Origin of the sequence: Methylobacterium sp. UNCCL125 (assembly GCF_900116795.1) — a bacterium.
GTDB lineage: Bacteria > Pseudomonadota > Alphaproteobacteria > Rhizobiales > Beijerinckiaceae > Methylobacterium > Methylobacterium fujisawaense.
In genome coordinates this window covers 33,462-46,840 of the sequence record NZ_FPBW01000005.1, presented here as the reverse complement: position 1 = coordinate 46,840, position 13,379 = coordinate 33,462, and the positions used below count along the sequence as shown (strand labels likewise).

Genomic DNA, 13,379 nt, shown 5'->3' with positions numbered 1-13,379 from the left:
ATGCGTTAGAACCCCGCCATGGCCGTTACGAAATCCGATCCGCTCGATCTCGACCTCACCGCCGAGGATGCGCGCGCCGAGTACGCGCGGCTGTCGGACGCGCTCCTGGAGGCCGACCGGCTGTACTACCAGGAGGACGCGCCCGAGATCTCGGACGCCGAGTACGACCGGCTGCGCCGCCGCCTCGAGGAGCTCGAGGCGCGCTTTCCGGATCTCGCCGGCACCGGCGCGGCCAGCACGTCGGTCGGCGCAAAGCCCTCGGAAAAGTTCGCCAAGGTGCGGCACGCCGTACCCATGCTCTCGCTGGGAAATGCCTTCGACGATGGGGAGGTGGCCGAGTTCGTCGCGCGCGTGCGTCGCTTCCTGGGCTGGCCCGACGAGACACCCCTCGCCTTCACGGCCGAGCCCAAGATCGACGGCCTGTCCCTGTCGCTGCGCTACGTGAACGGGCGGCTCGACACCGCGGCCACCCGCGGCGACGGCGAGGTCGGGGAGAACGTCACGGCCAACGCCCGCACGGTGCAGGACATCCCGGCGGCGCTCGCGGGGTCCGGCTGGCCGGAGATCTGCGAGGTGCGCGGGGAGGTCTACCTGTCCCACGCCGATTTCGCCGCCATCAACGCCCGGCAGGAAGCGGCCGGCAAGCCACTCTTCGCCAACCCGCGCAACGCCGCGGCCGGGAGCCTGCGCCAGCTCGATCCCGCGATCACCGCGTCCCGTCCGCTCCGGTTCTTCGCCTATGCCTGGGGCGAGCTGTCGGCGCCCATCGCGGAGACGCAATCCGGCAGCCTCCAGCGCTTCGCGGACTGGGGCCTGCCGGTGAATCCCCGCACCGAGACCTTCACGGACACGGAGGCGATGCTCGGCCATTACCGCCGCATCGAGGCGGACCGGGCCGGGCTCGGCTACGACATCGACGGCGTCGTCTACAAGGTCGACGACCTCGGCTTGCAGAAGCGTCTCGGCTTCGTCTCGCGCTCGCCGCGCTGGGCCCTCGCCCACAAATTCGCCGCGCAGGAAGCCACGACGGTGATGGAGGACATCGTCATCAATGTCGGCCGCACCGGCTCCCTGAACCCGCTGGCGAAGCTGCGCCCCGTGACGGTCGGCGGCGTCGTCGTCTCCAACGCCACCCTCCACAACGAGGGCTACGTGAGGGGCGTCGGGGCGGACGGCGAGTTTATCCGTGAGCCTATCGCGGAGGGGATCGGCGCCGACGGTCAGCCGATCCTCGTGCCCCGCGACATCCGCGTCGGCGACACCGTGACGGTGGTGCGGGCCGGGGACGTGATCCCCAAGGTCATGGATGTCGACCTCACCAAGCGTCCGGCCGGGTCGCAGCCCTATGCGTTTCCCGAGACCTGTCCGGCCTGCGGCAGCCGCGCCGTCCGCGCCATCAATCCGCGCACCGGCCGCCCCGACGCGGTGCGCCGCTGCACCGGCGGCCTGATCTGCCCGGCGCAGGGCGTCGAGCGCATGAAGCACTTCGTGTCGCGCAACGGCTTCGACATCGAGGGGTTCGGCGAGACCTATATCGAGGTCCTGTTCGAGGCCGGGCTCGTGCGCCAGCCCGCCGACCTGTTCCGCCTCGATTTCGAGGAACTCAAGGCCGCCATCGTGGCGCGACGCGAGGCGCTCTCGGCCGAGCGGCGCGCGGACTCGGCAACGGCCGAGCCACCCAAGAAAGCCGCCAAGAAGAAGGGCGAGGACGACGACAAGGCGATCAAGAACCTGCTCGCCGCCGTCGAGGCACGCCGGGCCGTGCCGATGAATCGCCTGCTCTTCGCCCTCGGCATTCCGCAGATCGGCGAGGCGACCGCCAAGGCGCTGGCCAAGCGTTTCACCGACATGCCGACGCTCATCGCGGCGATCCAGGAGGCCTCGGCGGCGCAGCCCGGACCGGATTGGGTCGAACTCACCGCCGTCCCGCGCGTCGGAGGCACCACCCGCGACCGGCTGCTCGATCTCGGCTTCCCGGAGGACGACGCCGCGCCGGCCAAGGAGCGGACGCGCCTGAGCGCCGTCCAGCGCGAGAACCTCCTTGCCCATTACGGCGACGTCGACGCGGTGCGTGCGGCGATCGCGCGCGCGGCGGCGCAGCGTCCCGGGGATGCCTACCGGGTCTTCGCCGATGACGGGGAGATCGGCCCGGTAGCGACCGATGCCCTGCTCCTGTTCTTCTCCGAGCCGCACAACGCCGATGCCGTCGCGGCTCTGCTCGACGCGGTCGCGGTCGAGCCGATGGAGCGGCCCGCCTCGGCCTCCGCCTTCGCGGGGAAGACCGTGGTCTTCACCGGCAGCCTGGAGAAGATGACCCGCAACGAGGCCAAGGCGGTGGCCGAGCGCCTCGGCGCCAAGGTGTCCGGCTCGGTCTCGGCCAAGACCGACCTCGTCGTGGCCGGCCCGGGGGCCGGCTCGAAGCTGAAGGACGCCCAGAAGCACGGCGTCCAGGTCGTGTCGGAGGACGATTGGCTGGCGATGGTGGCGCAGGGTTGAAGCCCGGATCCGAGCGGCCTAGACGTCGCGGGGAACACCCCGAGAACTCCCACCCGGCATGGTTGACCCTGGATGACGGTCCTGGCCCTCGACTTCGAGACGGCCAACGAGCGGCGTGACAGCGCCTGCGCGGTGGGCCTCGCCTGGATCGCGCAGGGTCGGGTCGTCCGCCGGGAGAGCCATCTGATCCGGCCCCCCGAGATGCGCTTCGCGCCGGGCAACATCCGGGTTCACGGGATCCTGCCGGCCGACGTCGCCGACAAGCCGGATTTCGCCACCGTGATGGCGCCCTATCTCGGCGATCTCGGGCGCGGGCTGATCCTGGCGCACAATGCGAGCTTCGATATTGGCGTCCTGCGGGCCGGCCTGACGCGGGCGGGCCTGGCGGTTCCCGATCTCGCGTATCTCTGCACGGTCCAGGTGGCGCGCCGGGTCTTCCCGGCGCCGGAGGGATGCGGGCTCGGCAAAGTGGCGCGGCGCCTCGGCATCCGCTTCGAGCATCACGATGCCGGCGAGGACGCCTATGCCTGCGCGGAGATCGCCCTGGCTGCGATGCGCGAGCGGGCGGTCGCGGACGTGCATGCCCTCGCGGCCGCGCTCGGCCTGCCGGTCACGCGGGCGGTCGGCGGCCCGGCAGGACCGCGTCGCGGCCCGGGGACGATCAGCGGCCGGGCCCTGGCGGCCTTCCCCGACGAGCCGGCAGCTTTGCGATTCGCCATGCGGGGCTCGACCGGCAACCGCTACCATGTCAGCCTGGAGGAGCGGCCGGGCGGCCCGGAGCTGCGCTGCACCTGCACCGCCGGCCGCTACGGCATGCGCTGCCGCCACGTGAAGGCGCTGGAGGTCGGCGACGTCACCGACCTGCTCTCTGACAATGCCGCCGACGTCGTCCTCCTCGCCCGGATGCTCGGCGCGAAGACGCGGGTCGCGGGCGCGGCCTGATTCCGCTCAGGCCGCGTCGAGGCAGGTGCGGAAGGCCGCCACGGCGCGGTCGATATCGGCCGCCGCGATGTGGCGGTGCGTGACGAGCCGAAGCCGCTGCCCGCCGAGGGGGCGCGTGCGAATCCCGAGCGCGTCGAGATCCGTGATCCAGCGCGCGCTATCCCGCCCGGTCCGGCCGAGGTCGACCTGCACGATGTTGGTCTGCGGCATGGTCGCCGAGAGGCGCGGCCGCAGGGCGTTCAGCCCCTCGCTCAGCTGCCGGGCTCGGTCGTGATCCTCGGCGAGGCGCGCACCCATGACGGTGATCGCCTCGAGGCCGGCCGCGGCCATGATCCCCACCTGCCGCTGCGTCCCGCCGATCATCTTCCGCAGGCGCCGCGCCGCCGCGATGACCGGCCCGTCGCCGGCCAGCACGGCGCCGACCGGGGCGCTCAGGCCCTTGGACAGGCACAGCGACACCGTGTCGACATGCGCGGCGAGATCCGCCGGCGCGACGCCGAGATGCGTCGCCGCATTGAACAGGCGCGCCCCATCGAGATGGACCGGGATGCCGCGCGCCCGGGCGAGATTTGCGACCGCCGCCATATGGGCCGGCGGCAGCACGGTGCCCCCGGCGGCGTTGTGGGAGGTCTCCAGCGCGATCATGGCCGTCCGGAGCGGGCTGGCATTCGGGCTGAGGGCGTCCTCCAGCCGGTCGAGGTCCATGGCGCCGTCCGTGCCGGCGACCCCGTACAGGAAGGCACCGGTCAGGGTCGCGGCGCCGCGCTCGGTGTTGAGCATGTGGGCCTGGGCTTCGAGCAGGATCTGCTCGCTGCGCTGGACCTGGGCAAGGATCGCCAGCAGATTGCCCATCGTGCAGCTCGGCACGAACAGGCCGGCCGCCTTGCCGAGCATGGCGGCGGCGGTCTCCTCCAGCGCGCGGGCGGTCGGGTCGGCATCGAGCCCGTCATCGCCCAGCGGTGCCGTCCGCATCCGCGCGTACATCGCCTCGGTCGGCCGCGTGACGGTGTCGCTTCGCAGGTCGACGACGGACGGCGCGTCCGCCGTATGGGTCAGATCGTCTCGCATCTTGGACTCGCCGGCCACCCTATCGGTACGCGGCCTCGTCGCCGGAATCGGTCGGGTGAGCCAGGGCCCGCTTGAGCACGTCGCTCATCGGCAACTCCAGGTTTATACCCTTCGGCGGGATCGGCTGCTCGAAATACCTGCCGTAGAGGCGGGCAACGGTGCCGTCCTGAATCAGCTCGATCACCGCCTTGTCGACGGCCGCCTTGAAGGCCGGGTCGTCCTTCGGCTCCAGGATCCCGTAGGGCGCGAATTCCAGGCCCTTGGTGCCGATCTTGTAATCTGCGGGCCGCTTGGCGCCGGCCACCGTGGCGTGGGCCAGGGCGTCGTCGTTGATGGCGCCCGCCGCGCGGCCGGTCTCGAGGAGCAGGAACACCTCCGCGGTGTCCTTGGCCGGCATCACCTGGATGTCGAGCTTGTCGCGGACGTTGATCCGGGTGGCGACGCGCTGGGTCTCGCCGCCGGCCTGCGCCGAGATGGCCTTGCCGCGGAACGAGGCGATGTCGTCCACATCCACCGGCGTATCCTTCTTGGCCACCAGCACCACCTGCGCCACGAAGGTGGTCGGCGCGAAGGAGACCAGCTTGTGCCGCTCGGGCAGGTTGCTGGCGGTGCCGCATTCCAGGTCGATCGTGCCGTTGTTGATCAGCGGGATCCGGGTCGCCGACATCACCGGCACGTGGCGCACCTCGAGCTTCGGCAGGCCGAGGGCGGCCTTGAGCTTCTGCGCGACGTGCTCGCATATCTCCAGCGAATAGCCCACCGGCTTGGCGTTCTGGTCGAGGAAGCCGAAGGGCGGCGACGCGTCCGGGAAGCCGAGGCTGATCTGTCCGGTCGTGCGGATCTTGTCGAGGCGCCCCTCCGCGGCCGACGGCGCGGCGAGCCCGGCCCAGCACAGAGTGGCCAATAGAAGCGGCAGCGTCCTCGACACGATCCGAACCCCGTCGCTATGTCTGAACCGGTTCAGCGCCGGGCCGTCCGCCAGGGAGTCGGCCCGAAGCTTTGCCGTGCGATCCTAGGAGCGGCCGCGCGCGGGCGTCCAATGCCGATTCACCTGCCGAGCATACGGATCTGATATGGCCGAGCGGCGCATGACCTTCCGGCACATCGAGGCCTTCCGGGCCGTTGTGGCCACCGGGTCCATGACCGAGGCGAGCCGCCGGCTCCACACCTCGCAGCCGCAGGTGAGCCGGCTGATCGCCCAGCTGGAGGCGATCACGGGCCTGCCCCTGTTCGATCGGAGCGGGAGTCGGGTCGTACCGTCCCTCGACGGCACGCGGTTTCACGCTGAGGTCGAGCGCGCCTTCGTGGGGCTGACCAGCCTCGAATCCGCGGCCGCACGGATCCGCGCCTTCGGGGCGGAGCGGCTGCGGGTGGCCGCGATGCCGCGGCTGGCGGGCGGGCTCCTGGCGCGGGCGGTCGTGCGCTTCCGCGCCGCGCATCCGGACGTGATCGTGGCGATCCATTCCGGCGACGACGAGACCGTGAATCACTGGCTCGCCACCGGCTTCTGCGACGCCGCGCTGACGATGCTGTACGGCGACGCCCCGGACGCGCATCGCGAACATGTCGAGACGCGTGCCTGCGTCGCCGTCCTGCCGCAGGACCATCCCCTTGCCGCGCAGGCTCTTCTAACCCCTGCGGATTTTTTCGGCGTACCCTTCGTCGCCTCCTCGCTCGGGAGCGCCCTGCGCAACCGGACCGAGGCGATCTTCGCGGCAGCCGGGATCACCCTGACCATCACCGCCGAGGCCGGCCTCGGTGCATCGATCTGCACCCTCGTCTCGGCCGGGCTCGGGGTCAGCGTGATGAACCCGCTGGCCGCCTACGAGGAGGCGAAGATCTCGCCGATCGCGATCCGTCCCTTCGCCCCCGCCCTCCCGGTGCATTTCGCCCTGCTGTTCCCGCCCGACCATGCCCGTGGACGGCTGATGCGGGCTTTCGGCGCCTGCGCGCGGGCGGTGCTGCTGGAAGAACTCGCTCAGCTGCCGGACGCCGCGATCGGGCGTCCGGCACCTCCGTCTCAGGCGGCGCGCTTCTCGGCGCCCGCATAGAAGGTGCCGCCGCGCGCGGCCATCGCTGTCAGGTTATCGGGTGCCCGGAACCGGGGGCCGTGCTTGGCCTCGAGCGTCCGCGCGAGGTCGACGAAGGCCGCCGCACCCATGAAGTCGATGTACGACAAGGCCCCTCCGGTGAACGGCGCGAAGCCGAACCCGAGGATCGAGCCGACATCGGCCTCGCGCGGGTCGGTGACCACGCCCTCGCCGACGGTGCGGGCGGCCTCCAGCGCCTGCACCACCAGAAGCCGCTGCTTCAGCTCGGTGAAGTCGACGGCGTCCGGGTCGAGGCGGTTCGGCTGCAGGTCCTTCAGGCCGGGCCAGAGACGCTTGGGCGCGCCTTCGGGGTAGTCGTAGAAGCCCTTGCGGTTCTTGCGACCGAGCCGGCCCTGCTTCTCGACCATCTCCGACAGGATCGCCTTCTGCGCCGGGTCCACGGCGCCCTGCCCCACCTGCGCCTCGGTGGCCTTGGCGATCTTGAGCACGAGGTCGAGGGCGACCTCGTCGTTGAGCGACAGCGGCCCGACCGGCATGCCCGCCTGGCGGCCGGCGCTCTCGATCATGGCCGGCGGAACGCCCTCGGCGAGCATTTTGTGCCCTTCGAGGATGTAGGCGCCGACGCAGCGGTTGGCGAAGAAGCCGCGGGCATCGTTCACGACGATCGGGGTCTTCTTGATCAGGCGCACGTAATCGAGGGCCGCGGCGAGCGCCGCATCCCCGGTCGCCTCGCCCTTGATGATCTCGACGAGCATCATCTTCTCCACGGGGGAGAAGAAGTGGATGCCGACGAATTGCGCCGGCCGCTGCGAGGTCCTGGCCAGCCCGGTGATCGGCAGGGTCGAGGTGTTGGAGGCGAAGATCGCGTCGGGGCGGATCACCGCCTCGACCTTCTGGATCACCTCGGCCTTCACCTGAGGATCCTCGAACACCGCCTCGATCACGAGGTCGCAATCGGCGAGCGCGCCGTAATCGGCCGTGGCCTGGATGCGGCCGAGAAGCGCGTCGCGATCGGCGGTCTTGGCGCGGCCCTTGTTGATCTGGCCGGTGATGAGGGTGTGGGCGTAAGCCTTGCCCTTCTCGGCGGCCTCGACCGACTGGTCGACGAGCACCACCTCGAGGCCCGCCTGCGCGGTGACGTAGGCCACGCCCGCGCCCATGAAGCCGGCCCCGATCACGCCGACCCGGCGCAGGTTGGCGGCCGGCACGTCCTTCGGTCGCCGCGCGCCCTTGTTCAGCTCGCCCATGGAGATGAACAGCGTGCGGATCATCGCCGCCGCCTCGGTGGAGCGCAGGATGTGGGCGAAGTATCGGCTCTCGACCCGCAGGGCGAGGTCCATCGGCAGCTGCAGGCCCTCGTAGACGGAGGCCAGGATCGCCTTGGCGGCCGGGTAATTGTCGTGGGTCTCGCGGCGGTAGATGGCGTTGGCCGGCGGCCAGATCATCATGCCGGCGGGGGAGTAGACCTTTCCGGACGGGGCCTTGAACTTCGCCACATCCCAGGGCGCCACCGCCGAGCCGCCCTCACGGATCCAGGCCTTGGCGCGCTCGACGATCTCGGCCTGGGGCGCCACCGCGTGGATCAGCCCCATGCCCTTGGCCATGGGCGCGCGGATCTGCTCGCCCTTGAACAGCATCTGGAGGGCGTCGCCGGTCTGCATCAGGCGGGCGACGCGCTGCGTGCCGCCGCCGCCCGGGAACAGGCCGACCTTGATCTCCGGCAGGCCGACCCGGGTCTTCCCGTCGTCGGAGGCGATCCGGTGGTGGCAGGACAAAGCCAGCTCGAAGGCGCCGCCGAGGCACAGGCCCTGGATCGCCGCCGCGAAGGGCTTCCCGCAGGTCTCCAGCCGCCGGAACAGCAGCGACAGGCGCCGGGACGCTTCGAAGAAGTGGCGCATCGCCACCTCTTCGCCCTGCTCGGCCTTGAGCTGCTCGTAGGCCCGACCGAGTCCCTGGAGCATGGTGAGGTCGGCACCGCCGGAAAAATTGTCCTTGCCGGTGGCGATGACGCAGCCCTTCAGGGCCGGATCGGAGGCAACCCGCTCGATGATCTGCTCGAGCTGGTCCATTACCCCCTCGGTGATCACGTTCATCGAGCGGCCGGGCATATCCCAGGTCGCCAGGGCGATGCCGTCGGCATCGGTCTCGAAGCGGAAATCGGTCAGCGTCACGGTGCCGTCCTCCCTGGGTTGCGCCAATGATCCACCGGCGAGCTTGCATTAAGGTTGTGTTGAGCGCCGACGCTCATGGTGGCGGCGTCGGCGAGAAGAACCGAAAGCTGCACATGACGAAGGACTCCGGCTGCCGCGCCTGTCGCGCCGGCACCACGCTCGACTTCGATTTCACGATGGCGTTCCAGCCGATCCTCGATCTCGCAGACGACTCCGTCTGGGCCTACGAGGCGCTGGTGCGCGGCCCGAACGGGGAATCCGCCTATACGATCCTCGACCAGGTGACCGACGAAACGCGATACCAGTTCGATCAGGCCGCCCGCGTCAAGGCGATCGAGCTCGCCGGGGCGCTGTTTCCCCGCGACAGCACCACGCGTCTCTCGATCAACTTCATGCCGAACGCGGTCTATGAGCCGAATGCCTGCATCCGCGCCTCGCTGGAGGCCGCGCGACGCATCGATTTCGCCCATCAACGCATCATGTTCGAGTTCACCGAGCAGGAACGCTTCCGGGACATCGGGCACGTGAAGGACATCGTCGCCGCCTATCGGAAGCAGGGATTTCTGACGGCCCTCGACGATTTCGGCGCCGGCTTCGCGGGGCTGAGCCTGCTCGCCAACTTCCGTCCCGATCTGATCAAGATCGACATGGACGTTCTGCGCGGCCTCGACGGCGACGCCGGACGGTACGCCATCGTGTCGGGTGTGGTCGGCATCGCCCGCGCCCTCGGCGTGACGGTGCTCGCCGAGGGCGTCGAGACCGCTGCCGAACTCTCCGCCCTGCGCAGTATCGGGATCACGCTCGTGCAAGGCTACCACTTCGCCAAGCCCCTTCTGAAAGCGCTCCCCCCGGTCGCGGGCTTCGCGCCCGTGACAGCCGCGCGCGCCGCCTGAGATCGGCCTCACGCGCGCGGCCTCCCATCGGCTATTTCGGAGCCGGAGCGGGCGCCGCGGCCGGCGGCACGGGCGGCATCGGCGCCGCGCCGGGCTTGGGTGTGTTGTCGGTCGCCGCGGCCACCGCCAGCATATTCAGCAGCTTGGTGACGGAGTTCTGCGAGATCGCGGTCACCGAGGAGTTCGGATCGGCGTTCATTGTCTGGAACTTGAGGTATGTCGGGTCCGAGTAGATCTCATCGAGATGCTTCAGTTCGGTGAGGCTGAATTTCTCGGCGTAGTCCTTCGACAGCCCCTCGACCATGAGGGCGCGCTGCTTGTCGAACTCGGTCAGGAGTTCCTTGCGCACGGCCTCGGCGCGCGCCTCCGGCATTGCCGCCACGGTCTTCTCGAGGGCGACGTTGAACCCGGTCTGAAGGTTCTTGATCAGGGTCTTGTTGACGAGGGTGGTGGCCGCGGCCACGCGGTCCGCCGCATCATCGGCGCGCGCAGCGACCGGCAGGCTCAGGGTGACGCCCAGACAGAGCGTCGCAAACAGGCGGTTCAAGGGCTTGTCTCCCGTTGTTTTATCGTCCGGCCCAGAGACGGGCCGAGCGTCGACCGCGCCTCTAGCAGCGTTACCGGACTTTGGGGAGCGGCGGCACGCCGCTCCCGTGCACGCGATGGCTCACACCCGCTCGATGATGGTGGCGGTTCCCATGCCGGCGCCGATGCACAGGGTGATCAGCGCCCGCTCCTTGCCGGTCCGCTCCAGCTCGTCGAGGGCCGTGCCGAGGATCATCGCTCCGGTGGCGCCCAGAGGGTGGCCGAGGGCGATGGCGCCGCCGTTCACGTTGACGGCCTCCGGATCGAGGTCGAAGGCTTGGCAGAAGCGCAGGACCACCGCCGCGAAAGCCTCGTTGACCTCGAACAGGTCGATATCCGACAGGCTCAGGCCAGTCTTCGCCAGGATCTTGCGGGTGACGTCCACCGGCCCGGTGAGCATCAGGGCCGGGTCCGAGCCGATATTGGCGAAGGCCCGGATCCGGCCGCGCGGGCGCAGGCCCGCGGCCTCGCCGGCCGCCCGGGAGCCGATCAGCACGGCGGCCGCACCGTCGACGATGCCGGAGGAATTGCCGGCATGATGGACGTGATCCACGCTCTCCACGTCCGGATGCGCGTCCGTCGCCACGGCGTCGAAGCCGCCCATCTGGCCCATCTGCACGAACGACGCCTTCAGGGCGGCCAGCGACTGCATGTCGGTGCCCGGGCGCATATGTTCGTCGCGGTCGAGCAGGGTGATGCCGTTCACATCGCGGACCGGAACGACGGACCGGTCGAACAGGCCGTCTTCCCAGGACTTCGCCGCGCGCGCCTGCGAGCGGACCGCGTAGGCGTCGCACGCGTCGCGGGTGAAGCCGTACTTGGTGGCGATCAGGTCGGCCGAGATTCCCTGCGGCATGAAATAGGACTTGATGGCGATCGCCGGATCCACCGGCCAGGCGCCGCCCGAGGCGCCGATGCCGATGCGGCTCATCGATTCCACGCCGCCGCCCACCGCCATCTCGTGCTGACCGCTCATGACCTGTGCGGCGGCGAAGTTCACCGCGTCGAGGCCCGAGGCGCAGAAACGGTTGATCTGCACACCCGGAACATGCGCGCCGTAATCGGCCACCAGCGCCGCGGCCCGGGCGATGTCGCCGCCCGCCTCCCCGACCGGATCGACGCAGCCCAGGATCACGTCGTCGACGAGGGCCGTGTCGAGCCCGTTGCGGACCTTGAGGGCGCGCAGCGCCGTCTCGGCCAGCCGGAGCGCGGTCACTTCGTGGAGGGCGCCGTCCGCCTTGCCGCGACCGCGCGGCGTGCGAACGTGGTCGTAGATGAAGGCGTCCGTCATCAGCACTCCCCGGGGCGTTGATTGTCGCCGGTCGACGACGCGGCCTTACAGGGCCGTCTCCATTCGCGCCAGTCTGCCACGGGGCGCGCGCCCCCGGCCAGTCCTGGAGGGAGGGACCGGCAGAGGGCGCGTGGCATCGGGGTCTGATGGGGCGCTGCTGGTCCGGACGCCTTCCCGATCAGGCCACGGGGGACGGTCCCGCGGCCGATCCGGAGCGAATCTGCTCGGTCGAGAGCAGGTTCGTCCGGGACGTCATGCAGGTTCGACTAGTCCTGAAGCATCCGCTTCAGGAGCTCGACTTCATCGCCGAGCACCGCGTCTTCGCCGATCTGCTTCTCGATCTTGCGCACGGCGTGCAGCACCGTGGTGTGGTCGCGGCCACCGAAGCGGCGGCCGATCTCCGGCAGGGAGCGCAGAGTCAGGACCTTCGACAGATACATGGCGATCTGACGCGGCTTCACCACCGCGGCGGTGCGCCGTTCCGACAGGATGTCGGACCGTGAGACGTTGTAGCGCGAGGCGACCAGCTTCTGGATGTCCTCGATCTTGATGCGCTTCGGCTCGCGATTCTTCACGAGGTCGCGGATCGCGCTCTCGGCGGTCTCCATCGTCACGGCGGTGCCGGTGAGCGTCGCGTGGGCCAGCAGGCGGTTCACCGCACCTTCGAGGTCGCGGCCGTTGGCGGTGATCGCCCGGGCTACGTAGGTTGCCACCTGGGGCGAGACGTCGAAGCCCGGATGTGCGGCCCGGACCGCGGAAAGCCGCGCCGACAGGATCGAGACCCGCAGGGCTTCGTCGAGGGCGGTGATCTCGACGACGAGGCCGCCGCCCAGGCGCGAGCGCACGCGCTCGTCCAGAGCCTCAAGCTCGGTCGGCGGCCGGTCGGACGCGACCACGACCTGGCGGCCGGCATCGATGAGCGCGTTGATCGTGTGGCCGAACTCGGCCTGGATCGACTTGCCCTGGATGAACTGGACATCGTCGAGGATCAGCAGGTCGATGCCCCGCAGGCGCTCCTTGTAGGCGAGCGCCGACTGGGTCTTCAGGGCATTGACGAAGCCGTACATGAACCGGTCGGCGGTCAGGTAGATCACCCGGCGGCCGGCCTCGCGGGCGGCGTGGCCGATGCCGTGCAGCAGGTGCGTCTTGCCCAGCCCGACGCCGGCATGGAGATAGAGCGGATTGTAGAGGGCGCCCTCCCCCTGGTGGTTGGCGACCCGCTCGGCGGCGGCATGCGCCAGGGCATTGGAGCGCCCGATGACGAAGCTCGCGAAGGTCAGCCGCGCGTCGAGGGGCGTGCCGCTGAGGTCGCCTCCGGCGTCGGCATTGCGCGCCTCGGCTGCGGGCGCAACGGCGGCGATCGGGATCGGCGCGCTCGTGGCGTGAAGGCGGGCGAGCGGACCGCTGGCCGGGCCCGGCTTGGCGACGCCGGCGGCGACAGGACGGGCCGGGGCCCCGGTGCCGCGGACGCCGACCTCGATCCGCGCGATCTCCTCGACCTCGGCCTTGAACGTGTTCAGGACGCGGTCGAGGTAGTGCGACTCGATCCAGCTCTTGAGGAAGCGGGTCGGGACGGTCAGCCGGGCCGTTCCGCCGGCGACGGCCTCCAGCTCAAGGCGGGCGAACCAGCTCGCGAACACATCCTCGCCGAGTTCGGCCCGCAGCCGACGCTTCACCCGGGCCCAGGCAGACCCGTAATCCACAGTGCCGCCGCCGCTGCGGCCCCCGTCGTCGTCACTCGCCACCGTTCCGTCGACACGCATCACTGGCTCTCCCGACGCGGCCCGCGGAAGTCCGCAGTCCGCGCGTACGCACGATTTACGCCCTCAGCGTCCCGCAAGAACCGGCGGGACAGAGTCCCCTGGACGGAGTCAACCCCACC

Annotated in this window: 10 protein-coding genes; 4 read left to right on the top strand and 6 right to left on the bottom strand. The window is 70.3% G+C overall.

What is annotated here, in order from left to right:
- The first annotated feature begins 18 nt into the window (after positions 1–18).
- Complete coding sequence (gene ligA / locus BM396_RS05565; RefSeq protein ID WP_043380458.1) at positions 19–2,496, top strand: NAD-dependent DNA ligase LigA; 2,478 nt, start codon at positions 19–21, stop codon at positions 2,494–2,496.
- 72 nt (positions 2,497–2,568) lie between these two features.
- Complete coding sequence (locus BM396_RS05560; protein WP_043380462.1) at positions 2,569–3,438, top strand: 3'-5' exonuclease; 870 nt, start codon at positions 2,569–2,571, stop codon at positions 3,436–3,438.
- Between the two features lie 6 nt (positions 3,439–3,444).
- Here BM396_RS05560 and BM396_RS05555 read toward each other — a convergent pair whose 3' ends face one another.
- Positions 3,445–4,506: a threonine aldolase family protein gene (locus BM396_RS05555; RefSeq protein ID WP_043380543.1), complete on the bottom strand. Its 1,062-nt coding sequence runs from the start codon at positions 4,504–4,506 to the stop codon at positions 3,445–3,447.
- 19 nt (positions 4,507–4,525) lie between these two features.
- Positions 4,526–5,434 carry an amino acid ABC transporter substrate-binding protein gene (locus BM396_RS05550; protein ID WP_085987610.1) on the bottom strand — a complete coding sequence of 303 codons (909 nt, stop codon included), beginning with the start codon at positions 5,432–5,434 and terminating at the stop codon, positions 4,526–4,528.
- Between the two features lie 160 nt (positions 5,435–5,594).
- Between BM396_RS05550 and BM396_RS05545 the strand changes: the two genes are divergently transcribed.
- A complete protein-coding gene (locus BM396_RS05545) occupies positions 5,595–6,557 on the top strand; it encodes a LysR substrate-binding domain-containing protein (RefSeq protein ID WP_236952807.1) in 963 nt (320 codons plus the stop codon).
- On the opposite strand, the gene BM396_RS05540 is transcribed toward BM396_RS05545, so the two are convergent.
- Positions 6,527–8,728, bottom strand: coding sequence for a 3-hydroxyacyl-CoA dehydrogenase NAD-binding domain-containing protein (locus BM396_RS05540; RefSeq protein WP_043380466.1), 2,202 nt, complete (start codon positions 8,726–8,728; stop codon positions 6,527–6,529). The two genes, BM396_RS05545 and BM396_RS05540, sit on opposite strands and share 31 nt — an antisense overlap.
- 113 nt (positions 8,729–8,841) lie before the next feature.
- Here BM396_RS05540 and BM396_RS05535 point away from each other — a divergent pair, with 113 nt between their 5' ends.
- Positions 8,842–9,621, top strand: a complete 780-nt coding sequence (locus BM396_RS05535; protein ID WP_043346107.1) for an EAL domain-containing protein — start codon at positions 8,842–8,844, stop codon at positions 9,619–9,621.
- A gap of 31 nt (positions 9,622–9,652) precedes the next feature.
- Here the strand turns inward: BM396_RS05535 and BM396_RS05530 are convergent, their stop codons facing one another.
- The 3 genes from BM396_RS05530 to dnaA all read right to left on the bottom strand — a co-directional run bounded on the left by BM396_RS05530 (position 9,653) and on the right by dnaA (position 13,260).
- The gene (locus BM396_RS05530; RefSeq protein ID WP_043346096.1) at positions 9,653–10,168 is read right to left on the bottom strand and encodes a hypothetical protein; all 516 of its coding nucleotides are present in this window, start codon (positions 10,166–10,168) and stop codon (positions 9,653–9,655) included.
- A gap of 120 nt (positions 10,169–10,288) precedes the next feature.
- The gene (locus BM396_RS05525) at positions 10,289–11,497 is read right to left on the bottom strand and encodes an acetyl-CoA C-acetyltransferase (RefSeq protein WP_043346109.1); all 1,209 of its coding nucleotides are present in this window, start codon (positions 11,495–11,497) and stop codon (positions 10,289–10,291) included.
- A gap of 266 nt (positions 11,498–11,763) precedes the next feature.
- Positions 11,764–13,260 carry a chromosomal replication initiator protein DnaA gene (dnaA, locus tag BM396_RS05520; RefSeq protein WP_043346098.1) on the bottom strand — a complete coding sequence of 499 codons (1,497 nt, stop codon included), beginning with the start codon at positions 13,258–13,260 and terminating at the stop codon, positions 11,764–11,766.
- Between the last annotated feature and the right edge of the window lie 119 nt (positions 13,261–13,379).

Bases quoted from the DNA above. Each gene is read 5' to 3' on its own strand.
- BM396_RS05535 (WP_043346107.1), top strand. From the start codon at position 8,842: ATGACGAAGGACTCCGGCTGCCGCGCCTGTCGCGCCGGCACCACGCTC.
- BM396_RS05545 (WP_236952807.1), top strand. From the start codon at position 5,595: ATGACCTTCCGGCACATCGAGGCCTTCCGGGCCGTTGTGGCCACCGGG.
- BM396_RS05525 (WP_043346109.1), bottom strand. From the start codon at position 11,497: ATGACGGACGCCTTCATCTACGACCACGTTCGCACGCCGCGCGGTCGC.
- ligA (WP_043380458.1), top strand. From the start codon at position 19: ATGGCCGTTACGAAATCCGATCCGCTCGATCTCGACCTCACCGCCGAG.
- BM396_RS05555 (WP_043380543.1), bottom strand. From the start codon at position 4,506: ATGCGAGACGATCTGACCCATACGGCGGACGCGCCGTCCGTCGTCGAC.
- dnaA (WP_043346098.1), bottom strand. From the start codon at position 13,260: ATGCGTGTCGACGGAACGGTGGCGAGTGACGACGACGGGGGCCGCAGC.
- BM396_RS05560 (WP_043380462.1), top strand. From the start codon at position 2,569: ATGACGGTCCTGGCCCTCGACTTCGAGACGGCCAACGAGCGGCGTGAC.